We start from the raw sequence: 26,236 nt of genomic DNA on the forward strand, positions 1-26,236 counted from the left end.
ATCCGGGCGGCGAAATGCTTTCGGCAACACTTGAGGCAGTGAGATGATTGAGCAACGAAGACTCGTCATGATCGGACCACTTACAAAACGTGAAAAGGTGCGATTCGGCCTCATCCTTTTCTCTTGCGCCATGATCGTTTTCGTCTTCGCGGACACCGCGCTTGTGAGATTTCAAAGCGGCATGCCGTGGTTCAAGCAGGCGCTGGTAGCGGTGCTCTGGGGGGTGATCGCCATTGTGACTACATTGAGGTTTCGCCGTCGCTCGAAGCTGACCCGCTGAGCGGCATCTCTTCTTCCCCTTCTCATCTGTGGAACTGCCCCCCGCTTGCCAGCGTATGTACTGACAGAGGCGCGCCATGACATTCTTTCTCTGGCTCATCGTTCTGTTCTTCTGCTGGCCCCTTGCACTGATCGCAATCGTTCTCTACCCGATCGTGTGGCTCTTCCTGCTGCCGTTCCGGATCGTTGGCATCGCAGTCGAAGGCGTATTGGAACTGATTCGAGCTGTCATCATGCTGCCTGCGCGCGTCCTCGGCGGAGGCCCGCGCCGATATTAATCCCATCCTGCCATTCCATTTTGTATTGACACTGGCTCGCGATTCAGAGATGCTGTTCACCCGTCAGGTGCCTCCCCCTTTCTCTTTCACCGGAGCGATTTCCCGCATTTTCAGTTGCAGTTTGGGCTCTCATTCTTGTGTCACAAGAAGTTTAGGAGCGTGTGCTGCTATGAAGAAAGTTTGGCTGGTTTGCTCGCTGGCACTTCTAGTCTTTTCGATTAGCTGAGGTCATCCCATGACGTTGATGTCGATCACCGTCAGCCCGGCATCCTCGGCGATCACCGGTTCAGGATCTTTGCTCGCCACCTTGCCGGTTCAATACAAGGCTTACGGCAACTTCATTCATCCACAAGAGGTGGTCGATATCTCTAACTATGTGTCGTGGACCAGTTCGGTTCCAGGTGTCGCAAATTTGGACAACACCGGACTCGTTAGAGCTTCCGGTAACGGAAGCTGCGGAACAGTGGTCATTACAGCGACAGCGAGCAAGGGGCTCGTAGGACCCGGAACATCGGGTAATCGTCGTTGGAACGGCGACATTCACCGTAAACGACGTTAATAACACGAACTGCAAATGAAGGGTGCCTGCTCTTCGGAGACGTCGAGTACGCAAACTGCGCCGGGTTGAAGGCACCCTCGTGCTTCCAGGTTACCGCCCTGGGGTCGCTGCCAGCGCCTGTCCGGTGTAGCTGCGCTTGATCTTTGCCACCTGTTCGGGAGTCCCCTGCGCGACCACGCGACCGCCGTCTTCTCCGCCATCCGGTCCCAGATCGATGATCCAGTCGGCGTTACGGATTACGTCGAGATTGTGCTCGATGATCACGATCGTATTGCCAAGATCGGTCAACCGATGAAGCACTTCGAGCAACCGGTTCACGTCCTCGAAATGCAATCCAGTAGTCGGCTCATCCAGCAGATACATCGTGCGCCCCGTCTGGCGCTTGCTCAGCTCGCGCGCCAGTTTGATGCGCTGGGCCTCGCCGCCGCTCAGCGTCACCGATGATTGCCCGAGGTGAATGTAACCCAGTCCCACATCGACGAGAGTTTGCAGTTTCTGCCGTGCCTGCGGAAAATTCTCGAGCACACCGAGAGCTTCGCTGATCGGAGTATCCAGCAGGTCGGCGATGCTGTAGCCCTTGTACTGCACGGCCAGTGTCTCGCGGTTGTAGCGCTTGCCGCCGCACACCTCGCACAGCACATATACATCCGGCAGAAAGTTCATTTCAATGCGACGCTCACCCTCGCCCTGGCATGCTTCGCAGCGCCCGCCGGAAACGTTGAACGAGAAACGCCCCGCCTTGTATCCGCGCTCGCGCGATTCGGGCAGCATGGCGTAGAGTTCGCGGATTTGAGTGAAGACGCCGGTGTAGGTTGCAGGATTCGAGCGCGGCGTGCGGCCAATCGGCGACTGATCGATCCGGATGACCTTGTCGATTTCGCCTACGCCTTTGATCTCGCGATGGTCTCCCGGTTCCTGCCGCGACTTGTAAATTTTCTGCGCCAGCGCGGCGTAAAGAATGTCATTCACAAGTGTCGATTTACCCGAGCCCGAGACGCCGGTGACGACCGTCATGACTCCGAGCGGGAAGCTGACATCGATATTCTTCAGGTTGTGCTCGCGTGCGCCCAGCACCTCGATGGCGTTTCCGTTAATCTTTCGTCGCTCGAAGCGCACTGGAATCACCTTGCGACCCGAGATGTACTGGCCCGTGAGTGAGTCCTCGTCTGCGGCGATTTGCGTCGGCGTGCCCGAGGCAACTAGTTCGCCGCCAAGTTTGCCCGCGCCCGGCCCAAGGTCGATAACGTAATCGGCGCGGCGGATCGTCTCTTCATCGTGCTCCACCACGAGAACCGTGTTGCCCAGATCGCGCAGCGACTCCAGCGATTGCAACAGCTTTTCGTTGTCGCGCGCATGCAGGCCGATCGAAGGTTCATCGAGCACGTATAGCACGCCGCGAAGCTTCGACCCGATCTGCGTCGCCAGCCGGATGCGCTGACCTTCGCCGCCGCTGAGCGTGGCAGCCGAACGGTCGAGCGAAAGATATCCCAGCCCGACATGATTCAGAAAACCAAGCCGCTCGCGAATTTCGCCAACAATGCGGCCGGCGATCTTTTCCTCGCGTGCGTCCAACTGGATCTTTGTTGCCGCTTCCGATGCACGTGCCACAGGCAGCGCCGTGAAATCGGCGATGCTCATGCCGTTCACCTTTACCGCAAGGCTCTCAGGACGCAGTCGGCGCCCCTGGCACACCGGGCAGGGCGTGGCCGACATGAACTGCATCAGGTATTCGCGGTAGTTTTCGGTCGTGACTTCTTCCAGGGTCTGCTTGTGATACGCGAGTATGCCTTTGAATCCCGATCTCAGGCGCTTGCCCTGCTCGCCGTAGAGAAGGAATTTCTGTTGCTCTTCGGAAAGCTTCTCGAAAGCCGTGTCGAGGTCGATACCTTTGTCTTCGGCAGCGCGCTTCACCATCGCCCGTAGTGCGACCGAAGCTGCGCCAGGGCCCAGGCCGCCGTCAAAGAGCGGCTTTGACCAATCGACAATGACCTTTGCGGGGTCGAAATCGAATTTCGATCCAAGGCCGTTGCACTCGGGACAGGCGCCATACATGCTGTTGAAGCTGAATGAGCGCGGCTCGAGCTGAGCAACGTTCACGCCGCATTCTGGGCAGGCCATGCGCGATGAATACATGTGTTCATCGCCGCCCACCACGCTCACAATCAGCAGCCCGGAGCCAAGCTTCATTGCGACCTCGACCGAGTTGGCCAATCGCTTCTCGATGCCCTCTTTTACCAGTAGCCGATCAACTACGACTTCGATCGTGTGATTCCGCCGCTTGTCGAGCTTGATCTCCTCTTCGGTCGAGCGCAGTTCGCCATCAATGCGGGCGCGGGTAAAGCCGTGAGCCGCAAGCTTCTCAAGTTCCTTGGTGAACTCGCCTTTGCGCCCGCGCACGATTGGGGCCAGCAGCATCACTCGTGGCTCGGAACCGGGCTTCGCGCCTTCTGCGAGTTCCATCACGCGAGCAGTGATCTGCTCCGCCGACTGGCGCGTTATTTCGCGACCGCAGTTCGGGCAATGCGGAACTCCTATCGAGCTGTAAAGCAGGCGTAAATAGTCGTAAATCTCGGTGATTGTCCCGACTGTGGAGCGGGGGCTGCGCGACGTAGTCTTTTGTTCGATGGAAATGGCGGGACTCAGTCCGTCAATCGAGTCCACATCGGGCCTCTCCATTTGATCCAGAAACTGCCGGGCATAGGCCGAGAGAGTTTCGACATACCGCCGCTGTCCCTCTGCGTAAATCGTGTCAAAGGCCAGTGACGACTTGCCCGAACCGCTCAGTCCGGTGATGACCGTCAGCGTATTGCGAGGAATCTCGACGCTGATGTTCTTAAGATTGTGCTGACGCGCGCCGCGCACGCTGATGTTGCGAATTGCCATGATGATGGGTTCCTGCCGAACCACTCCGCCATGCTTGCCCGCGCTGTGTTTGGTACAAGGCCGGTCGTAATTAGACTCGGCCACACAGTCGCGTTAAAACGACTATGCAGATAGTTCGACTCAGGTATCTTATTTGCCAATAGCGCTCCGGGTCAAACGGACGCATATTGAACTCTGGATTTCCGGCGAGCCGAGGAAGCTCACCGTCAATGCAATCGAGCACAAATGGTCGTGGATTCGAACCGTTTTGGTGTTCACGATCACAAGCGATCGATTGCAAGAGAGTTAACATTGAATCGTCGGACTGCGCTTCGATGTTCGCATCTCCAGAAGGCAGTCCAGCATCAAAGCTGAAAGGTTCACTGTGTTTTCCTTAATGTCGCTCGTGATGGTCGCCGTGATTGTTCTTTCGCTCGCCGCAGGCGTTGGCCTCGGTTACGCAATCATTTTCGGCATCCTCAACGCATTCGATCGCAGCCGCCAGTTGATCAAGGCCGCTCCCGCACAAATTCTTACTACGAGTTCCGGAAACGACTAGCGCGCTCCGTCACGCTCCGCACACGTCTTAGTCGAACGCAAGAAAAGCTCCGCATCCCTGCGGAGCCTTTCTTTTTCGTTCTCTCCTACTATCGCTGCTGGTTCCGCTGCTGCTCCAACTGCTGCAGTTCTTTGAACAACTGCTCAGGAGTCTTCGGCTGGTTCGGGTCCTGCTGCTGTTGCGGCTGCGCCTGATCCTGCTGCTGTTGCATTTGTTGCTGCTGCTCAGGTTGCGCCTGCTGCTGTTGCGGCTGCGCCTGATCCTGTGCCTGCGGCTGTGGTTGAGGCTGTATTCCGGGGAACTGCTGAGGTTGTGGCTGCCCCTGAGGCTGACCTTGCGCGGGCTGCGCCTGTTGTTGCTCAGGATTCTCATCCGGATTAGGCGGCACGCCTCCATCTTCGAAGCGATCGGGCATGCCATCGTCCGGCTGCTCCTGCGCCGAATTCTGTGGCTGCGGGGGCGGTGCGGGCCTGTTAGCTTCCGCCGTCGTGGTCTGCGGCGTCAGCATCACCTTGGTGATTGCATTGGGCCGCTCGGGAGATCCAAGAATGACGTAGCCGTAGGGAGTTCCGTGTAGCAGAGCGGCAATCACCTGCTCGGGGTTCCCGGGACCGAGCTTCACGGCAACGCGCTCATTGGGCGAGGCACCTTCGATGCTCGCTCCCGTAGCGCGGCGAATCCCACTCAGAACATCGCTCAGCGTCGAGTTCGGAGCATCAATCGTGAGCTGTCCGTTGTTGAGCGTCACCGTGGGCTTTACGGGCGCGCTGTTCATCAGGGTTGCCGGAACCGGCGGACTCACCTGGGCAGGAACCTGTGGCTCTTGCGATGGCGTTGCTGCGCTGGGTTTCTGCTTTTTTGCCGTTGCTTTTCGCACATGCGGGCTCGCCGGGGCCGAGGCGGGTTGCTGCGCCCACACCGCACACGAGAACATCGCTAGCACGGTAGTTATTGCCAGGCTTCTTCTCATCCGACGCTCCGCTTTGCTGGGCAAATCATTCGCCGATTCTACCGCCTTCTTTAATCTGGATGCACGCCGCCTGCCTGTTCCCGCTTGCGGAATCCTTTTTTGCCGATTCCTTATTCTGATTTTGCGCTGCCGCTCTCGCCCGGGCCGAACATCTGTCCTCGCCCGCGGGGCATCTATTCTGCTTAGATTAATCCGTCTCTTGCCGATGCGTTCTTCATCGCCGGTACGAGAATAGGCTTAATAATTTCAAGCGGAGCAACCATGTCTCGCAAAGTCTTCCGGGGACTTGTTTCCTCGATCGCCGTCACCATATGCCTGCTGCTCTCGACCATCTCCTTTGCGCAGGAGTGTTCTCAAGCCGGCGAGATTCAGCCCAACCTGCGGTCAGCCATCGACAACGCAGGCACTCAGTTCATCCAGTTTGCGGCGCACGGCGATGTGCAGAGCTTGCGGCAAGCCTCGATTCCATCCCTCGCCGCGGCCTTCGATGGAGTGCAGCAGGCAGTGACGCACGACAAAGGTCAGATGGGTGATCAGGTCACCATCCGCCGCGAGTATTTCCTTGACGCTTCCAAGGCTACAGGACGCCTGCAGCGCGCCGAATTCTTCTGCGGCGTCTATGGCGAAAACGGCCATACCAATTCCAGCGCCAGCTTCGTCATTCCCAACCTGGATCCCGGCCAATACGCACTCGTGCTGACCAATGTCAACGGCGGCAAGATCCCCTACATGGTCACCGTCGTATTGCAGAACCTGCAGGGGCAGTGGAAACTCGCCGGCTATTATCCCAAGCCCGGCCTCGTCGCCGGACACGATGGCGTGTGGTACGTCCTGCAGGCGCGAAAATACAAGAAGCAGGGCGAGTTACTCAACGCGTGGTTCTACTACGTGCTTGGGTGGGAAATCTACGCGCCGGTGGATTTCATGAGCAGCCTTCAGTTGGATAAGACCTCCAACGAAATCCAAGCCGCGCGTCCCGCCGGTGTTCCCACGGGCGATCCGGTTCCGTTGCAGGCAGCCAACGGAAAGACCTACATGCTGACGCAAGCCTTCGCCGCCCCTGACGATCATGGAGAGCTTTCTCTAGTGGTGAAATATCAGGAACCCGACGTCAGCAACACCGCGCTCGCCTTCCAAGACAACAACGCCGTGATCAAGACGCTGGTAACCAGGTATCCCGAGCTCCGGCATGCCTTCAGCGGCATCGTTGCACGAGCAACAGCCCCCGGCGGCCAGGACTACGGAACGCTGCTGGCCATGAAAGACATCCATTAACCGATTGTTACGAGAACGGTGTTTTCAGGGGGTCGGCGCGTCTGAAGTCTTGCGACGGGGCGCCCTGTCCAGAAGAATATAGGAGAGGACAGCGACAAGCGCTAACAGAAGGATGTAGACCAACCGCCTACTTTTGCGACTTTGTACATTGAAATCTTCAAGAGCGCTGATCCCCGGGTTCTGGGAGTCATAGTAAACCACCACGGTCTGACCGAATCCGAGTCTATCGTCAGCGCGACTGACACCCGTGTACTGCTCATCGCCAACTGGGAACGTGTAGTGACAGTAGTTTTCACTAGAACGTCCGCGATATTCACACTGACCGATAATCCCGAAGCTTGTTTGCTGGTTGCTCGCTGCATCGTTCTGATTTATCGCTTGATATCCGTATAAGAGAATAGTGAATACCAAGACAGGAACGAGCCTCCACAATCGATGCCATGACTTACCGCTGCTCTTAGAGCGCGACGCGAAGGGATTGCGGAAGAACTTCATGGTCGATGATCCTATTGAGGATCCTATATCAGAGACCTTCCGGGCCGGTGGCCGGCTCAACGCTCTTTTCGTTCAGGTTGTTTAGAACTGCTCCACCGCGAGATAATGATGCAGCCGGTAGTGCTCCCACTGGTCCGCTCTTCTGCCTGTACCTTTTCTCTGATTTTCCCCTCTTGACTTCCCAATAAGCCAAGCTAAAATACCCCAACCTACCGCTTCGGCGGAGTTTTTCGTTATGCCTTCACCTGAATCGCAACGCAATGACCTCCAGTCGGTGAGCAGTCCCATGAACCCAAAGTGTCGCCATCCGCGCGTGCAAATTGTCGCTCGCGACGAAGATTCAGAATTCGTAGAATGCCTTGAATGCCGAGAGGTATTTGAGAGCAGCGAATTCAAGGACATGGCAATCGAAGATTCCGCGGCCTTTGAAGCTTAATTCCCGGTCTGAAACTCTTCCATTTTGGAATCGTCGCCGTCGTGTGCGCCGCTCCGCCCTGCAACGAACATTGCAGCGCAAGTGGTCAGAAAGTGTTATACATAGACTGACCAGAAGTATTAGACCTTCTGGATAGAACATGTCTGCCCAGTCGCCCATCCCGAAGACTGCCTTGGTCGTAGACGATTCCATGCTTATCCGGCACACCGTGTGTCGTTTTCTTGAGGAGCGTGGTTTTATCGTCGAGTCCGCAACCAACGGCGTTGAGGCACTGGAGGTCCTTAACAATTTCGTACCCGATCTCATCATTACTGACCTTTCCATGCCCCGCATGGGCGGCGCTGAACTGGTCTCACGAGTCAGGGAACTGGATGTCTTTTCGGACACCCCTATCGTTGTTCTTGCAGCTAGACGAAGCGCCGGTGAACTGGCGGCTGATATGCCGACCGGTACCGCCGCCGTCATCTTCAAGGACATCGATATAGAGGAGCAGCTAGGCAACGCACTCGATACCATGATCGCCTGAGGGCTGGCGCGCTTCCCCCCGCGCGCGATAATCAGCATTAGGCGGATCACAATCAGTTGTAGGTAGAGAAGTCGAAACAGACGTAAGGGCAGATTGTGTAAAACCATCCTGTTCTTGCAGTCGCAGCGTTTTCTGCGCAGGAGACACTCGGAGTAGCACGTGGAACCAACGACTTCAGATGTCCCGGAATTGCTGCTGGGCTCTTTGTACGATGCTGCAATGCAGCCAGAGAAATGGGGGATCTTTCTCCGGCTTGCGGCTGACGTTTTTCATGCCGACACAGCGGCCATCATCTTCCACGATCCAACGACCGCGCGCACTGCCATCTCGGCGGATTTGGGATTCACAGATGCGCTGCGCAACGACCTTCAACAACTCCTGAAATTCAGTCCATGGATGCGCGAGATCCGCAAGCACCAGAGACAAGGCTGGTACAGCGGTACGCCTGAAGAGGTCGTATCCATGGACTCATTCCGTGAAACTGCCTATTTCAAGGACGTCTTTCGCAAGCATGGTCTCGAATGGGCAGGAGCTGTGTTCGTTTTTGGTGCCAACGGCGCACTTCGCGGCATGACTTTGTCCCGCCGAGACCCGAAATTGCCATTCGATGACCGTGACCGGCTGATACTCAAGGCGCTGGCGCCTCACTTTATGCGGGTGTTCGATATTCACAGGAGGATCAGTTCGCTGCAGGAGCGCAGTCTGGTCGCGCAGCATGCACTGGATCTGACGGGTGCAGCCTGCGTCACGATGGACGGAAACCGACACGTGATGTCCGCGAATCGGCGCGCCCAGCAGATACTTGCTCGCGGCCACGCGATCAAGGTGAAAGATGGCCGCCTCCTGGCAGCCAACACCGAAGATCAGAACCTTCTTGATGCCTGTATCGTGCAGGCGTGTTCACTGTCGAAGTCAAATGGGACCCCGTGCGCGGTGACGTTACGGCCAAAGACCGGAACCCCGCTATACGTCTCAATCCTGCCCTATCACCATGGCGAGTCGTATTTGGAAGCTATGGCGGACACGCCGGCAGCTCTCCTTTTCATCACAACTCCCGAGGAAGAGGCGCAGGGCGAGCATCGCCTCTGGCAGGAGATGTTTGGGCTCTCTCCGGCCGAATGCCGGGTAGCCGAAATGATGAAGCAGGGAGCCGAAGTGGCCGAGATCTCGCAGGCACTGAAGATCAGGAGCAATACCGTGCGTTATTACCAGAAGAGCATCTATCGCAAGACCGGGGTCCCAGGGCAGGGATTGCTTATCAGGCTGCTCACAAGACTGCCATCAAGTGATACATAACCGAGCTTACCTCCCATTTGGGAGATATTGCCTGTACCACCTTTGTCCTATAGTCAATTCAAGGGCTCATTGCTCTGGCCTGCCTCCGGGGGGAGGAGAACAGGTCAGGACATGCAGGTTCCGAGCGGAGGCAGCCAAAAGCTGCCTCCATTCTTTTGCTTTCCTGATACCGATTACCGCAACTGCAGGTTCGCTTCCGCCGAAATATTCAGCTCTGCAAAATCGCGGGCAAGCCATTTGGGGTAGGCCGCAGCCGCAATCATCGCCGCATTGTCGGTGGACATCACTCGGGAAGGGAAGTGCACCCGCAACCCCTGACGCGCCCCGCGCTGCTCAAAGCTGTTCCGCAGTGCGCTGTTTGCCGCCACGCCTCCGGTCACCAGCAAAGTCCGCACCCCATACTCTTCGGAGGCAGCGAGAGTCCGGTTGGTCAGGTCGCGCACTACTGCTGCCTGGAAGCTTGCAATCAGGTCTAGCGTCTGCTGATCGCACAGCCGCTTGAAATCATCATCGGTCGGCCTCGGGATCTCCAGCAGTGCCAGCCGTCGCGCCTCGATGGCCGCAAACATGTCGTGCGTTTCCACATAACGCAGTACGGCCGTCTTGATGCCGCTATAGCTGAAGTCGAAGCGTTTTCTGTCCTGCTCGATGCGGCCGGCGCGCTTGGATTCGTGCCGCGCCTCATGCTTCAGTTGAGCAAAGGTAAACGGCACGGCTTTGGAATTCCCAAGCTTTGCCAATCGGTCGATAATCGGCCCACCCGGGTAGCCGAGCCCTAGCAGCTTCGCTGTCTTGTCAAAGGCTTCCCCCGCCGCATCGTCGCGAGTGTGGCCCACATTTTCGTAGTGCCAGCTCTCTCCCTGCTGCTCGGCCAGGAACAGATGTGTATGCCCGCCGCTGACCACCAGCGCTAGCACCGGAAACGCCAGCTCTCCTTCTCCCTTTTGCCGCTGTTCGAGCAACACCGCGTGAATGTGTCCCTCGATATGGTTCACCGCCACCAGAGGCTTATCCAGAGCCCACGCCAATGCCTTGGCGAAGCTCACACCGGTCAGCAGCGCCCCAGCCAGTCCAGGCCCTTTCGTGACGGCGATGGCGTTCACGTCTGCGTACGTCAGGCCCGCTTTTTCGAGTGCCGCGCGGGTCACCGGCACAAGGTTGCGCAGATGTTCGCGACTGGCTAATTCGGGTACCACGCCGCCAAACGGGGAGTGAATGGCGATCTGCGAGGCGACCACGCTCGACACCAGTTCTTCGCCGCCGCGCACAATGGCCGCTGCCGTTTCGTCGCAGCTACTCTCGATCCCCAGAATCAATGCACTGTTGTCCACGTCTCAAGCATACCGAATCACGATCTACAATGTCCTCATGCACCACGACGCCGCTCTCCAAGCGATCAGCACCCTGCGCCGCCACGGCCACCAGGCCCTGTGGGTAGGGGGATGCGTACGCGACCTGCTGCTCGGGCGCGATCCCGCCGACTATGACGTAGCGACCTCTGCCACGCCATCGCAGGTGATGCGCATTTTCCCCGAAACCTACGCCGTCGGAGCGCAGTTCGGCGTTGTGCTGGTGCCCGTAAAGGTTCTCGGAGAAAACGATGGGCGCGGCCACATCGAGGTCGCCACCTTCCGCTCCGACGGTGCCTATCTCGATGGACGGCATCCTGACTCGGTGCGCTACACCACCTCGCCGCAACACGACGTTGAGCGCCGCGACTTCACCATCAACGGCCTGCTGCTCGATCCGTTGTCTCCTCAGCCCAACACTCCGCATGGTGAGCTGCTGGATTACGTCGAAGGCCGCCGCGATCTCGACCGCCACATCGTCCGCACCATCGGCGATCCCATCCGCCGCTTCACCGAAGACAAGCTGCGTATGCTGCGCGCCGTGCGATTCGCTGCCCGCTTCGACTACGCCATCGATCAGCCCACGGCGGACGCCATCCGCAAACTTGCCCCGGAAATTCACTCCGTCTCCAGTGAACGCATTCGCGACGAGCTCACAAAGATGCTCACCGAGGGGCGCGCGCAACATGCCTTCCGGCTGCTCGATCAAACCGGACTGCTCAAACAGGTGCTGCCCGAGATCACAAAGATGAAAGGCGTGGAGCAGCCTCCGCAATATCATCCCGAGGGCGATGTCTTCGTGCACACCCTGCTGCTGCTGGCGGGTTTGCCCGCAGGATGTCCATTGACGCTGGCCTGGGGCGCCCTGCTGCACGATGTCGGCAAGCCAGCCACGTTCCGTCGCGCTCCCGACCGCATCCGCTTTGACGGACACGTAGAAATCGGTGTGCGCATCGCTGACGAAATCCTCACCCGCCTGCGTTTCAGCAACCGCGATCGCGAGCAGATTCTAGCTTTGGTCAACAACCACATGCGTTTTGCCGATGTCCGCAAAATGAAGGATTCAACCTTCAAGCGCTTCGTGCGGCTTGAGGACTTTGACGAACACCTTGCCTTGCATCGTCTCGACTGCCTCGCCAGCCACAAGAATCTCGATCTGTACGGGTACACGAAAGAGCGCCTCGCCTCCATCCCCGCCGGAGCCGTGCGCCCCGCGCCACTCATCACCGGGCATGACCTCATCGCCGCCGGATACCGCCCCGGTCCGCGTTTCGCCGAAATTCTCGCCGTCGTCGAAGACTCGCAACTCGAAGGAACCATCGCCACCCGCGAAGACGCCCTCGGCCTCGTCGCCAGCAACTTCCCGCCCGCCTAGACTCAACTTCACCATGGGTTTTCGTTTGAGTGTCATCCTGAGCGAAGCGAAGGACCCCCGCCAGCCATCACCTTTCCTGTGCCGCCCAAGGTCACCTACTTCCGCTCCTGCTTTTGCTGTTGCTCTTGTTCGCGCGTTCTAAAATAGAAATCACCAGAAATGACGACCACCCCTGCTCTCATCGAAATGCGCCATATCTCCGTCGTCCGCGGCGGACGCCCCGTCCTGCACGATCTCAACCTCTGCATTGCTGACGGCGAGCACGTCGCCATCATGGGACCAAACGGATCAGGCAAGAGCACGCTCATCAAAACGATCACCCGCGAACTGTACCCCCTCTACGATCCGCAATCTTCCATGAAGCTTTTCGGAGAGGAGCGTTGGAACGTCTCTGCCCTTCGCTCGATGCTTGGCATCGTCAGCAACTATGTCGATTCGTTCTACAACCGCTCGGTCACCGGCCGTGAAGCCGTGCTTTCCGGATACTTCAGCAGTGTCGGCATCTCGCGCCATCAAACCGTTGAGCCCGAGATGGAGCAGAAAACCGACGAGCTGATGTCGTGGTTGGAAATTGCGCACCTCGCCGACCGCGAAGTCAGCCAAATGTCATCCGGCGAAATCCGTCGAGTTATGGTCGCCCGCGCTCTCGTGCACAATCCGCGCGCGCTGCTGTTCGACGAACCCAGCAACAGCCTCGACGTTTTTGCGCAAATCGAGCTGCGCCACACCATGAGCAAGCTAGCGCAGTCGGGAATTGCCTTGCTGCTGATCACCCACTACCTGCCCGACGTCGTGCCGGAAATCGAGCGCGTCATCTTCATGCGCGAGGGTCGTATCGTGGCCGATGGAAACAAAGCAGAGCTGCTCACGACAGAGCACCTCGCCACTCTCTTTGGCTGTCCCGTGCATGTCACTCGTCAGGATGGCTATTACCACCTCGTGTCCTGATCTTAGTGCAGCTTCATTCGGCGACGATGATCTCGCCTGGCAAGATGGGCCGCGTCCTCGGCAGTGAGCCCCGATGCGCGGCCACGCCCATTACGAGCAGCGTTCCGGCGAACACAACCAGCTTGAGTGCGTTCGTTCCCCGGGGCTGCGGCAGAGTCTGCCACAGCACGAGCAGCAATGTTTGAGCCGCCGTCACTGCCCACACCGAGCCGTAGAAGTACCGCCTCTCAGTGCCTTCGCCCTTGGTCGAAGGTCCAACCCTCGGAAGTCTTCCCATTAGCCCGAGCAGCAGAATCGTCGCGCACAGCGGAGCGTAAGCGTAGTGATAGATCTGCTTCATGTACCACACGCCCGTCGATGCCGAAATGAGGAGTGCCGCCACGTTCAGCAGCGTAAAACTAAGCATCGCATTCCACGCAAATGTGTAGCACACGCGCCGGTAAAGAGGGTTTGGCTTGTCCTCGTCGAAGCGCAGAATGTACGGACACGGCTCCACCCCCGGCAGCCGTCCTCGCAAGCCAGCAATGCCCGTGCCCGAAAGAACCGCAACCAGCCACAGCAGATTGCCCCTGCCAAACCCGCGCGCAAATAGCGAAAACGTCAGCGGGCCCGGCGCCAGAAAGAACACCCATATCCAGATGGGCCAGTGCGCAAACCGATAGCTCACTTTATTGCGCGTCCTCATCTTGCGCTGGTCGCAATACTCCACTTTGCCGCGGTAGCTCATGGGCGCAACTCTCCCCGCATGTCGCTGCGTCTGTCCGGCATGGACCATTCGATTCCGAAGTTCGGCCTGCGGGTGCATTGGTCAGCGCCGTTTTGTTCTCCGCTATAATCGGTAGATGGAGCAGGTTTCCAACACATTGAAGCGCATCATGGCGCAAGCTTTGCGACGCCTGCCTCCTGCCCAGCTACCGGCAGCCGCATGGGATTATGCCGCCGGAAACGCAGTCTCCGCGCGAACCCGCGTCATCGGCTGCGAAAACAAGACGCTCACGGTTGAGGTTCCCGATGCCAACTGGCGCGCGCAACTCTACGCCATGACGCCGCAATTCCTCGGGCAGCTCAATCAATTCCTCCCCGTCGAGCGCATCGAATTCAAACTTGCACGCCCGCAGGACGAAAAAAGGAAATCATGAAGGTCACCGACAAAGACGTAGCCTACGTCGCCGATCTCGCGAATCTCGAACTCACTTCCGAAGAGAGCACGCGCATGGTCGCCGATCTGAACTCCATCCTGACCTACATAGACAAGCTCAATGAACTCGACACCAGCAACGTCGAGCCGCTTGCCGAAGTGGTTTCGGCTTTTGCTTCTCCGGCTGCCAAGGGAAGTGACCGCTTCGCATACGCGCAGCGTCCCGATGTGCTTGTCCCCGGCTTGAGCCGCGAAGCCGCGCTCGCCAACGCACCCGACACCGATGGAACCTGTTTCAAAGTTCCCAAGGTCATTGAGCGCTAACGGAGAAGATCGATGAATATCAATACACTCACAATCGACGAAGCGCGCTCTCTCGTCCAGAGCCGCGAAATCTCCGCACGCGCCCTCGCCGAAGCCCACTACGCCCAGATCGAAAGCAGCGACGGAGCCATCGGGTCCTTCCTCACATTGACCAAGGAGCGTGCCTTCGCCCAGGCCGAGCACATCGACCAGCTTGCGCAAAATGGTGATCCTCTGCCGCCGCTCGCAGGCGTTCCCGTCGGCATCAAGGACGTGCTGATGACGCGAGGTGAGCGCACAACAGCGGGTTCCCGATTCCTGGAGAAGTTCATCGCACCTTACGACGCTACTTCGGTCGCCAAGCTCGAAGCCGCTGGCGCCGTCTGCCTCGGCAAGCTCAATTGCGATGAATTCGCCATGGGCTCCTCCAACGAAAACTCAGCGTTTCATCCCGTGCGCAATCCGCGCGACACCACGCGAGTCCCGGGAGGTTCCTCAGGCGGTTCCGCTGCGGCCGTTGCCGCCGGATTCGCTGTAGCCACGCTCGGTTCCGATACCGGTGGTTCGATCCGCCAGCCCGCGGCTTTCTGCGGCGTTGTCGGCCTTCTGCCCACCTACGGACGCGTCTCGCGCTACGGATTGATTGCCTTTGCCAGCTCCCTCGACCACGTCGGCCCCTTCGCCCGCACCGTGAAGGACTCGGCTACTCTGCTTGATGTGATCGCCGGACGCGATCAGCGCGACTCGACTTCCGCCGACGTGCCCGTGCCAAATACGGCTGCCGAATGTGGACGCGAGGTGAAAGGTTTGCGCATCGGCATTCCGAAGGAGTATTTCGGCGAGGGTCTCGATCCCGAAATTCGCGAGGCAATCGAGCGTCGCATTGACGCCCTGCGTGACGCCGGATGCGAAATCGTGAATGTCACGTTGCCGCATACCGAGTACGCCATTCCCGTGTACTACATCGTCGCCACCGCTGAGGCCTCCGCCAACTTGGCGCGCTTCGACGGCGTGCGCTATACAACGCGTTCTCCGCAGGCCAAAACGCTTGCCGACATGTATCGCCGCAGCCGCGATGAAGGCTTCGGAGCCGAGGTCAAGCGCCGCATCCTGCTTGGCACCTACGCCCTGAGTGCGGGCTACTACGATGCCTACTACCTCAAGGCGCAGCAGGTGCGCGCGCTGCTCACGCGCGACTTCCAGAATGCATTTACAAGTGTGGATGCGATTGTCACCCCGGTCACGCCGACCGTAGCATTCAAACTCGGCGAGAAGACCAACGACCCCGTCGCAATGTATTTGAACGACATCTACACCGTGACCGCGAATCTCGTTGGCGTCCCGGGCATCTCGCTGCCATGCGGAACCAACAGCGAAGGTCTGCCCATAGGGATACAGGTCCTGGGCCGCCACTTTGACGAACCCACCGTCATTCGACTGGCGCACGCCATGGAGCAACAGCAGCAGTAAACAAAACAGGCGCCCTACTTCTGCCGTTTTCCGCAGATTTGGGGCGCCTCGTTCTCATTCTCCGATCAGTGCGCCGCGCTGACCGCGCCCTTCTTAGCCACTACCTTCTTCAGGAAGAACACAATCGGCACGCACGCAAAGCAGACGAACGCGATGTAGTAGAAATCATCCACGTAAGCCTGCAGTCGCGCCTGTTGTCCCAGGATGCCGTTGATCAGCGCGTACGCCTGCAGCTTCGATCCACCCATACGACTCGTAAGCGCCTCGGCGCCGCTGAGCATTTGCTGGAAGGTGGTGCTGGCGGCATTCAGATGCTTCGACAGTTCCACTCTGTGCACCTGTTCGTGGCGCGCAACGATCGTGTTCACCACCGAGATTCCAATCGACCCACCGATGTTGCGCATCAGGTTGAACAATCCGGCTGCGTTTCCTATCTCCTGATTCGGCAGGCTTGCCATGCTCGTCGAAGCCAGCGGCACAAACACCATGCCCGCGCCGAATCCGCTCAGGATCACTGGCCACAAGAAGCTCCACTGCGAGATGTCGAGGTTTACCTTCGCAAACCAGATTCCGCAGAAGCCGAACAGCGTGAATCCGAAAGCCAGCAGGTAACGGTTGTCGATGCGGCTGCTGATCAGCCCAATCAGCGGCATCGCCACCAGCGACCCAATACCGCGCGGGCTCACGGCCATTCCGGCATCGAGCGCGTTGTACCCGAGCAGTTCCTGGTAGAGCAGCGGCAGCAGCGTGATCATGCCGTAAATCACGCCACCAAACAGCCCGATCAGCAGCGAGCCCAGCATGAAATTGCGGTTGGTGAACACGCGCAATTTCACCAGCGGGTCGTGCCTTCTCAACTCCCATACCAGGAAGGTCACAAAGCAAATGACGAGGGTGGCGACCGCCCAGCGAATCCAGACCGCGCCAAACCAGTCGTCCTCCTGACCTTTGTCGAGAACGATCTGCAACGCGCCCAGCCACACCGCGAGTAGTCCAAAGCCGATGGAATCGAATCTCCCCGGTTTCGCGTTTCTGATGTATTCCGGGTCGTGCACATAGCGCAGGATCATGAAGATCGCCATGATACCCACGGGAATGTTGATGTAGAACGCCCATCGCCATGAGTAGGTTTCGGTGAGCCATCCGCCCACGGTCGGACCCAGCACCGGAGCCACAACCACGCCCAGTCCGAACAGAGCCATCGCCTGCCCGCGCTGATGTGGCGGGAAGCTTTCGAGCAAGATTGCTTGCGACAGCGGTTGTAGAGCGCCTCCGCCCGCACCCTGCACTGCGCGCGCAACCAGGATGACGAGTAGGCTATTCGCAGCTCCGCATGCAAAGGACGAAATGGTGAAGATCACGATACAGGTGATCAGGAATCGCTTGCGTCCAAACCGCTGAGAAAACCACGAGCTTGTCGGCAGGATGATGGCGTTTGCCACCAGGTAGCTGGTTAGCACCCACGTGGCTTCATCATTAGTTGCCGACACTGAGCCCGCAATATAGGGAAGAGCTACTGCTGCAATCGAGGTGTCCAGCACCTCCATGAACGTCGCCAGCATTACCGCGACTGCCACCAGCCAGGGATTCGAAGCCGGAGTCTCTGGCGTGGAATTTTGAGGTGTATCACTCATCAAACTTCTGCTTTCTGATCTATGTATGTCGCATCACGAGTGGCTCGTTGGCACACCTCGATTCGATCGTTCTATTCAGTCACCCGATTCACTTTTCCGCCGGGGCCGCAGCCGGAGCGGGCGTGTTCGGAGTCGCATCCACCGGTTGTATTCCGGTCAGCCCTCCGCCCACCAGCCGTAGTCGCGAATCTCCCTGAATGGCGTCCAGCAGCGCATGCGTCATGCGATCGTCAATCTGTGCGGCTTGCGACAGCACCACCGGGTAGAGGATCACGATCTCCAGCCCTGTCTCTTCCAGCCGCAATCGCACCTGCGGTTCCGTACTCGAAATGTGAATGGCCAGTGAGCTTTCGAGCACGCGATGCTGGCGGTCCAACTCGGACTTGTACGTGTCATACACACGCGCCACGGCCTCGGAGATGCGCTTCTGCGCCAGCGCGTAATCCACATCTGCCGCCAGCGTCAGCGTAATCTTGCGCCACGCAAAGTTCGATCCGGGAAGCTGTTTGAAGAAATTAGACGACGGCTGGAACACCACTGAATTCGAGAATACAACAACGCGCCCTGTGGGCCGGGCTTCGCCCGACGATGTGTCCAACTCCACCAGATGCAGACGCACCAGGCCGATGTCCACCACGTCGCCCGTCACCGAACTGATCTGCACGCGATCGCCCACCCGGATACCATAACGGCCAATCAGGAAGAAATATGCCGCGACGCTGAGAATCACGTTCTGCAACGCGACCGCGATGCCGGCCGTAAGAAATCCCGCAAACGTTGCCAGCGACCCGATCTCGGTCGAGAGGCCAAAGACCACAATCAGCGTGATGATCAGCGTAACCACAATCCGCCTCAGCAGCAGAAACTGGTTGCGCCGCCTCTGCTCGCGAATGTAGCGGAAAATCGCTCGCCTCCATAGTTCGGAGGCGATAGTGACGGCGATAATAGCGATTACCAGCACGCCTACGTGGAACAGCAGTGTGCGCGCCTCCGCCGTGTACGTACGCTGAGTTTCGCCGCGCCACTCCGAAAGATTGTTGCTCGTCGCGTCCAGCAGGATGCTTGCCTTGCCGAGAGGCATCACAATGGTCGAGAGATGCTTGAACTCGCTCGTAAGCGCATCGATCTGCTTCTTGCGGTCCGCCAACTCCGCAGGATCGTTCGTCTGCGGCTGTGCTGAAAGCTCATCGCCTTTCTGGTTGATAGCTCTCAACTGCTGTCGCAGCGGCGTGCGGACGCGGTCGAGCGCGGCTTTCAACTGCGCAGTGGAGTTGATCGCCTCGCGTTGCGCGTTCAGCTTGTTCGTCAGCGAGAACAAGTCGCTAGCCAGCGATACGATTCCTGTTTCTGGCTGTTTCGGCTGTTGCTGTGCGGAGGTCGTCGGCGTAGGCATCGGCACCGGACTCAGCGTGATGATAGTCGAATTCGCATTGTTGTCCGCATTCCCTGTACTGTCATCGCTTGTCGCGCTGCCCGCGCTTCTGCTCGCTTTCGTATCTGCGGCACCTCCCTCCGAATTGGCGGCATTCGTCGCCGCAGCGGTTGCCGTCGTGCGGTTCGACTGCGAACTGCGCACCGTGCGTTCCACCGTGCGATTGAGTCGTGCTTCAGGCACGTTGCGTTCCAGTTCGTTGATTTTGCCCAGCAATCCTGCCGACGCGCCTGCGGTGGCAAATGCGTTCATGTTCTGCAGAGCTTCTAGTCGCGCCTGTGCCAGCTCCAGTTCGCTCTTCTGCTCCGCCACCTGGCTTTGCAACGTTTGCAGCTTTTTGCCGCTGGCGTTGGCCGCCTGTCGTTGCAGAGTCTCGAGGTCAGCAGTAGCCTGCTTCACGCGATCCTGTGCCTTCAGCAGCCATTGAGTCAGGTTGCGTCCGGACTGAGCATTGTCGTTCGCTGGCGCTGGGTCTTTTGTACTAGCGGCCTGCAACTGCAGCGCTTGGTTGCGCGCAAACTCAAACATCAGCGAGACTGCCTGCAAGCTCGCGCTCTTGTTGTAGCTGGTGTAGATCGAGTCGGCAGGATCTTTCGAAATCTGGCTCGGAACCTGCACCCGCCGATACCAGTCAATCGACTGATTCAGCAGCGAGATCAGTACATCGCCCGGATCCTGGTTCTGCTCCTGCGCAACTGGAAACGCGGCTCCCGCGAGAAGCAATAAAAGGAGGGCAATACGTCTTAGGTTTGAGATTTTGGATTTATGCATGATGAGTTCTAGAAAGAATAAATGACACTCCGCCCGCATACTTCAACGGGACAGGTTTAACGGTGGCTTTTCGTTTAGATGACAGGTGAGGAGAGCGGGTTGCAGTGCTGCTGGAGTTGAGGTTGCGGTTCAGCAATGCCCCACGTTACCAAGGTCGGTGAACGTGGGGCTCAGAAGGGAATGGACGACTATCTGCGGTCGCGCCAATCGTCCCTATCGTGCCTTTCGTCCCGTCTCCAGTCGCGATCACGCCATTCATCACGGTCACGGAATACGGCAATAGCCGAGATCCGGTCGTTCCAGTTCCTGCCCCGGCCTTCGGGCACAGGCAGACGCCGCAGGTCGCGCACATCGCGATCAATCAGTGAGTTGGGACCGCTGAAATTGTCACCGTTGAACACTCGCAGCCTTGCCCCGCCAAACACTCGAATCGACGTGATGCGATCGTTAAAGCCCGCAGGCATCGATGGCCACCGGTCGCCATCCTTCATGCAGAAGTAGTCTCCCCTGAAATCAGTGTCTCGATAAAAACAGGCACCTGCTCTGGGCGGACGAGGACGTCCCCACCCCCATTGGGCCGAGGCGGGCAGCGACATCGCGAGCAGCAACAGAACAGTTATCGGCAAGTAACGCAAACGCATTGTTCCTCCTATGGCGTTTTGGGCCAAACTTCAAGCGCCTAGCATTGTACTCCCGGAACCGCACTCATTTTCGCAGTTCAGTCAGCGCTTCCCAGCGGACGCGTGCGCCAGTCGAAGTGCACCGAAAGCAGCCTCAGCAGAAAGCACGATCCGGTGCCAACCACCGTACTTGCCGTGCGTCCCATTCCCAGCGAATCGCAAAGCAGAAATGCGGCACTGCCCGCCAGCGCTGCAATCGCGTAGAACTGGCCCCTCTCGAAGACTCTCGGCGTGCGGCCTCCAAGCACATCGCGCAGCGAGCCTCCACCCACGGCCGTCACCAGCCCCAGCAGAATGCTCGGCAGCACCAGCAGACCATCGTTCAGTGCGCGCGTTGTTCCTGCAATGGCAAAAAGTCCGAGCGCCGCCGCATCTGTAAAGTCGATGGCGCGGTCCATCCCCGGACCCATGCGATGTTCAAACGCAGCAGCCACCCCCGCTCCAAGCAGTGCGATAGCGATGTAGTAAATCCCCTGAAATGCCAACGGCGGCCCATGCTGCAGAATCACATCGCGCGTGATTCCGCCCCCCAGGGCTGTCACAAATGCCAAACCAAAAACGCCGATCAGATCGTACTTATAACGGGTGTCGCGGATTGCGGTGAGTCCTCCGCTCAGTGCGCCAACAAAGACTCCGAGGAACTCAACCACGAAGAACAGCGTGCCAAGATGCAACAACTTCATACGCTTCTATTATGCAGGAGCAGAGTTCTGCCCCCGAAAGTGGACATTCCGCCCGAAGCCGTAGTTACATAGAAGCAGCATAGTCGAAGCGTTATACAGGCCAGTATCATCAGTATCTTGAGGACTTAAGTGCTGCGTAGGATTCGGGAAGACATACAATCCGTGCTGGAGCGCGACCCGGCTGCAACCGGGCCAGTGGCCGTCCTGCTCAACTACCCCGGACTGCACGCCGTATGGATGCACCGCCTGAATCACTGGCTCTGGCGCAAAGGTTTCCGCCTGATAGCTCGCTACTTGTCGCAGGTCTCGCGCTTCTGGACCGGCATTGAGATTCACCCCGGAGCGACCATCGGCCGCCGACTCTTCATCGATCACGGCATGGGCGTCGTCATCGGAGAGACTTCCATCGTCGGCGACGATGTCACGCTCTACCACGGCGTCACCCTCGGCGGCACCAGCCTTGAAAAGAAGAAGCGCCACCCCACCATCGGCAACGGCGTCGTCATCGGCAACACGTCCAGCGTGCTTGGCAACATCGTCGTCGGAGACAACTCCCGCGTCGGCGCCGGCTCGGTCGTCTTGCGCGACGTGCCGCCCAACTCCACCGTCGTCGGAGTCCCCGCCCATCTTGTCTATCGCGACGGCAAGCGAATCCTGATTACCGATCCTCACGAGATACAGGACCCGCTCAGCAACGCTCTCATCGCCCTGGCCAAGGACGTAACCGAGCTTCGTTCCCGCGTGGACCGCATCGCCAATCTCGCCATCACCGCCGGAGAAGTCGATGGCTGCGTGGCAGAACTTACCCACGAGGACGAGGAGCGCCGCGAATACCGCAGCGAATTCGACAAGAGCGGATTTGCAGATTACGGTGCCGGAATTTAGACCTGGTTTCTGAATCGTATTTTCTCGGGGTTCCACCTTCGACGAGCGTTTTGTGCGCGGCTAAGGTGGGAGAGAAAGCGCCTATGGCTGCAACGATCTTGGGAATCGCTCTAGCCCTCATTGCGCAGAATCTCGGCTCACTGATACCATCAGAAAGACCTGCCCACATCTCCAGCATGAGGCGCGGTAGCCAAGTGGTAAGGCAGAGGTCTGCAAAACCTCCATCACCGGTTCGACTCCGGTTCGCGCCTCCAAATTTCTGTGTTTCTAGATGACCGATGCTGAAGTTTCCCGACGGATTTCTCTGGGGCGTCTCCACCTCCGCTCATCAGTTCGAGGGCTCCAACCAGCACAATCAGTGGCATGCGTGGGAGCAGCAGGGAAGGATTCGTTCCGGGCACACCTGCCGCCCCGCGTGCGATTGGTGGAACAACGCATCATCTGACCTCGATCTTTGCCGCGATCTCGGCCTCAACACCCTTCGCATCTCGCTTGACTGGGGACAGCTTGAGCCCTCGCCCGGCGCGTGGAATGCCGCAGCCGTCGAGCATTATCGCAACCTGCTGCAACAGATTCGAATCCGCGGCATGCGCCCGTTCGTCACTCTTCATCACTTCACACACCCTTTGTGGTTTGAGCAGCAGGGAGCATTCGCCAACAGCGATGCGGTCCCGCAGTTCGTCTCCTATTGCGAGCGCGCCGTCGCCGACTTCGGAGATCTGTGCTCCGACTGGCTCACGTTTAATGAGCCCAATGTTTACGCCATTTTCGGCTACATCTTCGGCGAGTTCCCGCCCGGACTGCAGTATCAGCTCCGTACCGCTGCCGTCGTGCTCTCAAACACGCACCGTGCGCATGCAGAAGCCTTCGCCGCTATTCATCGCATTCAGTCGCATGCATCTGTCGGAATCACAATCAACTGGACGGAGTTCCAGCCCGCCACTGCCTCTCCTGCCGATCGCCTGCTGGCCTATGTGTACGATGGCGTCTTCAATCGCTCTACCCTGCAATACCTTCTAAGCGGAGCTCCCAATTTCCCCTTCGGAGCTCTTGCGCCCGAGGTGCCGCAAGCCATCGGAAAGGCAGATTTCATGGGCCTCAACGTCTATAACCGACTTCACGTCCGTGCGCCCTTTGATCAGTCATCGCGACGTACCGGAGGCATCTTCGTTCCTCCTGAAGTGCCGCAGGGAGACCCCGGCGTCGAGATGCCTTATGGCGAAGCCTTTCCCGAGGCCATCCTCAGTGCCGCACGCGAGTACAGCAAGCTGGGAGTGCCAATCTACGTGATGGAGAATGGCGTGCCCGATCGTGCCGACCGCATCCGTCCCTGGGTCATCGTGAACACGCTCAGGCACATGCACCAGCTCGTCCGCGAGGGCGTGGACCTGCGCGGTTATCTGCACTGGAGCATTGTGGACAACTTCGAGTGGAATGAAGGATGGATCCTACGCTTCGGGCTTTACGAGCTTGATCCTGCCACCCAGCGCCGTCGCCCGCGCTTCAGCGCATCGTTGTATCGCGACATTGTGCGCGCAAATGGAATCAGCGACGAACAGCTCAGCAGGTTCTCCGAGCCTTCGTCGCCGCCAGCGATTGCTACACCCCCAAGCTTGTAGCCTCCGCTAAACCTCTTCGGTCCAGTAATTCTGGTCCCTTAGAAAGTAATTAGGATTCCAGGTGTTTAGAGCCGTCTTGCAAAACATCTTCGCCACCCGCAGATGGCCCATCTTGCGAAAGCGCCGATTCGACGTATAGATTCGACCCGGCACGATTCCGAAACGCGATGGCCGCACCTGCTTGCTCAGCAGGTAATCCTCCGCATACAGAGCCCGCTCGTCGAATCCACCAAGCCTGTCGAATGTGGCTTTCTCAAACAGCATGAACATGCCCGTTGCAAACGGCTTTGTCCATGAAGCGAAACGCTGCACGAGATCGTTGCAGATATACAAAGCGTGATCCAGTAAGCGCCCATCGGCGCACCAGATATTGGTCGTCGCGCACTGTAGCTTGCGGCGTTTAATGGTTTCCATCGCGCGCCGCAGCAACGTCGGGTCACGCAGTTCCACATCCGCATCCAGAAAAAGCACATATGGAGTCGTCGCCAGCCGTGCTCCCGCATTTCTGCCCACAGCCGGCAGTCCGCCCGCAATCACGCTGATGCGCAGCACGTCGGCAAACGCCATCGCCACCGTTGCGGTGCCATCGTTCGAGCCTGCGTCAGCAACGTACACTCTCGTACACCCCAACAGTGGGTAGTCCTGCTGGCTCAAGGTATAAAGCAGGTTGGGCAATCGCCGGAACTCGTTCTTGGCTGGTATTACGATCGTCAGCTCTGCATGCGTATTCATGGATGCGAACTCCTTCGGAAGCCACCGTGATGTAGGTCGCCATCGGATTGATCCAGGCACCGGTGTTGTAGTACTCAATCCCGTCCTGCTCAGTTCTCGTGGCCACATGTGTGTGCCCGCAAAACACGCGGTCAATGCGTCCCTGCTTTGCATAAGCGATGGCGCCGCGCGAAACCTTGGAGCACAAACGAAGCCACCGCGTATTGATCCGGTCCAGGAAACGAGAGAACGTTTTCTGGCTACCGTCGAGCTTCTGAATTTCGTAGTACAGGTGTTCGCCGATTCGGCTGATCAGAAAATTGCGCGAGATGAAGCGATCGAATTGATGTCCGTGGATCGCCAGGTGCCGCTTGCCTTCGTAGTGCCACACATATCTCTGGTACACCGGAATCCCAACCAGGTGTGACATCACGTTTGACAGTCCCTGGTCATGATTGCCCTCCACCCACACAACTTCTGTTTTGCGCTTGGGATTTGAGAGCTTGCGAATGTAGGAGAGAAATCGCCAGTGCTCGCCCGTCAGTCTCCGAAAATTCAAATCGGAGAAAATGTCGCCCAGCAATATCAGCCGCCGGAACGAAAGTGATTGCATCAGCTCGAGTGCATCCTGCGCCCGGCTCACTTCGGACCCAAGATGAACGTCGGAGATCAGCACTGTGTCGAGCATCTGGTTCGACATGGTTCAAGTCTGCCGAACCCCGGTTACATCCCTGTGAAGGCCAGATGAATATCTGGAGAACTCGCGTCAGCAAGCGGCATCGCAAAACTCCTGCGAGTTCGCGCCGCATGATGTACATTCATCATGTCCCATGCACCGCCTCAACTACCATCACCTGCTCTACTTCTGCACCGTCGCGCACGAGGGCTCGGTGGCGCGCGCCAGTTCGCGCCTCGGATTAACGCAGCCCACCATCAGCGCACAGATTCACGAGCTCGAAAAGAAACTCGGCTGGCAGCTTTTCGAGCGCAGCGGGCGAGGCCTGCGCGTCACCTCGGCCGGGAAAACCGTTCTGCGTTATGCCGAGAGCATCTTCACCCTCGGTGAACAACTGCTTTCCACCCTCGACGGTCAGCCAGCCGAAATCGCCACGCTCAACATCGGCGTCAGCGCATCGCTTTCTCCCTCGCTACTCGCTCAGATTCTCAAGCCGTTGCTCTCACTCCAGCCGATGCCTGCTCTCACCATCACCGAGGCCGCATCGGAAACACTTGCCTCCAAACTTTCATCGCAGGAATTTCAGTTCGCGCTCGATGACTGTCCTCCGCCATCCACCATCGCGCTGCACAGCCGCGTCCTGCTGCAAAGCCCGCTCGCGCTTTTCGCGCCCGCGCCGCTCGCACAATCCTTGCGCAAGAGCTTTCCCAAGCGACTGGCCGACGCTTCGCTTCTCATGCCTGGTAACCCTGCCATTCGACGCGAAGCTGAACATTGGCTCGCCTCGCATAGACCGCCCATCAACAAACCTGCCGAGCTGCCGCATCCCGAACATTTCGCTTCCGAGGCAAACGCTGCGATCTTTGCTCCTGCGGTCCTTGCCAACTCGCTCAAGAGTTCGCACGCCCTTGTGCTCGTCGCCGAATTACCAGGCACGCACTGGCGGCTTTACGCCATCACCGGAGCTTCCAGCTTCCGGCATCCCGCGCTCGCGGCCATCACCCGCGCCGCAAAAGCTCTTCACTGA

General features: G+C 58.4%; 26 protein-coding genes and 1 tRNA gene. 16 read left to right on the top strand and 11 right to left on the bottom strand.

The annotated features are described in order from the left end of the window. Window positions 1-67 precede the first annotated feature (67 nt). The 3 genes from AC6IY8_RS01120 to AC6IY8_RS01130 all read left to right on the top strand — a co-directional run bounded on the left by AC6IY8_RS01120 (window position 68) and on the right by AC6IY8_RS01130 (window position 1,116). Window positions 68-280, top strand: a complete 213-nt coding sequence (locus AC6IY8_RS01120; protein WP_497776786.1) for a hypothetical protein — start codon at window positions 68-70, stop codon at window positions 278-280. A gap of 76 nt (window positions 281-356) precedes the next feature. Continuing rightward, window positions 357-557 (top strand): hypothetical protein, encoded by a 201-nt coding sequence (locus tag AC6IY8_RS01125; protein WP_497776788.1) that lies wholly within the window; start codon window positions 357-359, stop codon window positions 555-557. A 235-nt stretch (window positions 558-792) separates the two neighbouring features. Beyond that, window positions 793-1,116: a hypothetical protein gene (locus tag AC6IY8_RS01130; protein WP_497776789.1), complete on the top strand. Its 324-nt coding sequence runs from the start codon at window positions 793-795 to the stop codon at window positions 1,114-1,116. 90 nt (window positions 1,117-1,206) lie between these two features. Here the strand turns inward: AC6IY8_RS01130 and uvrA are convergent, their stop codons facing one another. Further along, complete coding sequence (gene uvrA, locus AC6IY8_RS01135) at window positions 1,207-3,999, bottom strand: excinuclease ABC subunit UvrA (protein WP_497776791.1); 2,793 nt, start codon at window positions 3,997-3,999, stop codon at window positions 1,207-1,209. 364 nt (window positions 4,000-4,363) lie between these two features. Here uvrA and AC6IY8_RS01140 point away from each other — a divergent pair, with 364 nt between their 5' ends. Further along, the gene (locus tag AC6IY8_RS01140; RefSeq protein WP_497776793.1) at window positions 4,364-4,537 is read left to right on the top strand and encodes a hypothetical protein; all 174 of its coding nucleotides are present in this window, start codon (window positions 4,364-4,366) and stop codon (window positions 4,535-4,537) included. 88 nt (window positions 4,538-4,625) lie between these two features. Here the strand turns inward: AC6IY8_RS01140 and AC6IY8_RS01145 are convergent, their stop codons facing one another. Next, window positions 4,626-5,507: a hypothetical protein gene (locus AC6IY8_RS01145; protein WP_497776795.1), complete on the bottom strand. Its 882-nt coding sequence runs from the start codon at window positions 5,505-5,507 to the stop codon at window positions 4,626-4,628. 261 nt (window positions 5,508-5,768) lie between these two features. On the opposite strand from AC6IY8_RS01145, the gene AC6IY8_RS01150 reads away from it, so the two are divergent. Next, on the top strand, window positions 5,769-6,782 hold the full coding sequence (locus AC6IY8_RS01150; protein WP_497776797.1) for a hypothetical protein: 1,014 nt from the start codon (window positions 5,769-5,771) through the stop codon (window positions 6,780-6,782). 24 nt (window positions 6,783-6,806) lie between these two features. Here AC6IY8_RS01150 and AC6IY8_RS01155 read toward each other — a convergent pair whose 3' ends face one another. Next, on the bottom strand, window positions 6,807-7,277 hold the full coding sequence (locus AC6IY8_RS01155) for a DUF3592 domain-containing protein (RefSeq protein WP_497776798.1): 471 nt from the start codon (window positions 7,275-7,277) through the stop codon (window positions 6,807-6,809). A gap of 575 nt (window positions 7,278-7,852) precedes the next feature. On the opposite strand from AC6IY8_RS01155, the gene AC6IY8_RS01160 reads away from it, so the two are divergent. Both AC6IY8_RS01160 and AC6IY8_RS01165 read left to right on the top strand, forming a co-directional pair. Beyond that, complete coding sequence (locus AC6IY8_RS01160; RefSeq protein WP_497776800.1) at window positions 7,853-8,239, top strand: response regulator; 387 nt, start codon at window positions 7,853-7,855, stop codon at window positions 8,237-8,239. 159 nt (window positions 8,240-8,398) lie between these two features. Further along, a complete protein-coding gene (locus AC6IY8_RS01165; protein WP_497776802.1) occupies window positions 8,399-9,535 on the top strand; it encodes a helix-turn-helix transcriptional regulator in 1,137 nt (378 codons plus the stop codon). A gap of 173 nt (window positions 9,536-9,708) precedes the next feature. On the opposite strand, the gene tsaD is transcribed toward AC6IY8_RS01165, so the two are convergent. Beyond that, window positions 9,709-10,851, bottom strand: a complete 1,143-nt coding sequence (gene tsaD / locus AC6IY8_RS01170) for a tRNA (adenosine(37)-N6)-threonylcarbamoyltransferase complex transferase subunit TsaD (RefSeq protein WP_497776803.1) — start codon at window positions 10,849-10,851, stop codon at window positions 9,709-9,711. A gap of 7 nt (window positions 10,852-10,858) precedes the next feature. Here tsaD and AC6IY8_RS01175 point away from each other — a divergent pair, with 7 nt between their 5' ends. Further along, the gene (locus AC6IY8_RS01175; RefSeq protein ID WP_497776806.1) at window positions 10,859-12,259 is read left to right on the top strand and encodes a CCA tRNA nucleotidyltransferase; all 1,401 of its coding nucleotides are present in this window, start codon (window positions 10,859-10,861) and stop codon (window positions 12,257-12,259) included. A 159-nt stretch (window positions 12,260-12,418) separates the two neighbouring features. Then, entirely contained in the window at window positions 12,419-13,207 is a 789-nt protein-coding gene (locus AC6IY8_RS01180) for an ABC transporter ATP-binding protein (protein ID WP_497776807.1), read from the top strand. Window positions 13,208-13,220: 13 nt separating this feature from the next. Here AC6IY8_RS01180 and AC6IY8_RS01185 read toward each other — a convergent pair whose 3' ends face one another. Then, entirely contained in the window at window positions 13,221-13,934 is a 714-nt protein-coding gene (locus AC6IY8_RS01185) for a hypothetical protein (RefSeq protein WP_497776808.1), read from the bottom strand. A 115-nt stretch (window positions 13,935-14,049) separates the two neighbouring features. On the opposite strand from AC6IY8_RS01185, the gene AC6IY8_RS01190 reads away from it, so the two are divergent. The 3 genes from AC6IY8_RS01190 to gatA are packed head-to-tail and all read left to right on the top strand — an operon-like array spanning window position 14,050 to window position 16,118. After that, complete coding sequence (locus AC6IY8_RS01190) at window positions 14,050-14,346, top strand: DciA family protein (RefSeq protein WP_497776809.1); 297 nt, start codon at window positions 14,050-14,052, stop codon at window positions 14,344-14,346. Beyond that, on the top strand, window positions 14,343-14,669 hold the full coding sequence (gene gatC / locus AC6IY8_RS01195) for an Asp-tRNA(Asn)/Glu-tRNA(Gln) amidotransferase subunit GatC (RefSeq protein WP_497776811.1): 327 nt from the start codon (window positions 14,343-14,345) through the stop codon (window positions 14,667-14,669). The genes AC6IY8_RS01190 and gatC overlap by 4 nt, the downstream gene beginning before the upstream one ends. Window positions 14,670-14,681: 12 nt before the next feature. Further along, window positions 14,682-16,118, top strand: a complete 1,437-nt coding sequence (gatA, locus tag AC6IY8_RS01200; protein ID WP_497776812.1) for an Asp-tRNA(Asn)/Glu-tRNA(Gln) amidotransferase subunit GatA — start codon at window positions 14,682-14,684, stop codon at window positions 16,116-16,118. 65 nt (window positions 16,119-16,183) lie between these two features. Here the strand turns inward: gatA and AC6IY8_RS01205 are convergent, their stop codons facing one another. The 4 genes from AC6IY8_RS01205 to AC6IY8_RS01220 all read right to left on the bottom strand — a co-directional run bounded on the left by AC6IY8_RS01205 (window position 16,184) and on the right by AC6IY8_RS01220 (window position 21,318). Further along, the gene (locus AC6IY8_RS01205; protein WP_497776814.1) at window positions 16,184-17,752 is read right to left on the bottom strand and encodes a DHA2 family efflux MFS transporter permease subunit; all 1,569 of its coding nucleotides are present in this window, start codon (window positions 17,750-17,752) and stop codon (window positions 16,184-16,186) included. Window positions 17,753-17,840: 88 nt separating this feature from the next. Next, window positions 17,841-19,955 (bottom strand): mechanosensitive ion channel family protein, encoded by a 2,115-nt coding sequence (locus AC6IY8_RS01210; RefSeq protein WP_497776815.1) that lies wholly within the window; start codon window positions 19,953-19,955, stop codon window positions 17,841-17,843. A gap of 188 nt (window positions 19,956-20,143) precedes the next feature. Continuing rightward, the gene (locus AC6IY8_RS01215; protein WP_497776816.1) at window positions 20,144-20,596 is read right to left on the bottom strand and encodes a peptidase inhibitor family I36 protein; all 453 of its coding nucleotides are present in this window, start codon (window positions 20,594-20,596) and stop codon (window positions 20,144-20,146) included. Between the two features lie 77 nt (window positions 20,597-20,673). Further along, window positions 20,674-21,318 (bottom strand): trimeric intracellular cation channel family protein, encoded by a 645-nt coding sequence (locus tag AC6IY8_RS01220; RefSeq protein ID WP_497776817.1) that lies wholly within the window; start codon window positions 21,316-21,318, stop codon window positions 20,674-20,676. A gap of 129 nt (window positions 21,319-21,447) precedes the next feature. On the opposite strand from AC6IY8_RS01220, the gene cysE reads away from it, so the two are divergent. The 3 genes from cysE (at window position 21,448) to AC6IY8_RS01235 (ending at window position 23,822) form a co-directional block, all read left to right on the top strand. Then, window positions 21,448-22,203, top strand: coding sequence for a serine O-acetyltransferase (gene cysE, locus AC6IY8_RS01225; RefSeq protein ID WP_497776818.1), 756 nt, complete (start codon window positions 21,448-21,450; stop codon window positions 22,201-22,203). A 180-nt stretch (window positions 22,204-22,383) separates the two neighbouring features. Continuing rightward, window positions 22,384-22,457: transfer RNA gene (locus AC6IY8_RS01230), tRNA-Cys, on the top strand. A 24-nt stretch (window positions 22,458-22,481) separates the two neighbouring features. Further along, window positions 22,482-23,822, top strand: coding sequence for a glycoside hydrolase family 1 protein (locus AC6IY8_RS01235; RefSeq protein WP_497776820.1), 1,341 nt, complete (start codon window positions 22,482-22,484; stop codon window positions 23,820-23,822). Window positions 23,823-23,828: 6 nt separating this feature from the next. Here the strand turns inward: AC6IY8_RS01235 and AC6IY8_RS01240 are convergent, their stop codons facing one another. Both AC6IY8_RS01240 and AC6IY8_RS01245 read right to left on the bottom strand, forming a co-directional pair. After that, a complete protein-coding gene (locus AC6IY8_RS01240; RefSeq protein WP_497776822.1) occupies window positions 23,829-24,497 on the bottom strand; it encodes a glycosyltransferase in 669 nt (222 codons plus the stop codon). Next, entirely contained in the window at window positions 24,424-25,233 is an 810-nt protein-coding gene (locus tag AC6IY8_RS01245) for a UDP-2,3-diacylglucosamine diphosphatase (RefSeq protein WP_497776823.1), read from the bottom strand. The genes AC6IY8_RS01240 and AC6IY8_RS01245 overlap by 74 nt, the downstream gene beginning before the upstream one ends. A gap of 130 nt (window positions 25,234-25,363) precedes the next feature. On the opposite strand from AC6IY8_RS01245, the gene AC6IY8_RS01250 reads away from it, so the two are divergent. Then, a complete protein-coding gene (locus tag AC6IY8_RS01250; RefSeq protein ID WP_497776825.1) occupies window positions 25,364-26,236 on the top strand; it encodes a LysR family transcriptional regulator in 873 nt (290 codons plus the stop codon).

This window comes from Koromonas soli, assembly GCF_059726265.1.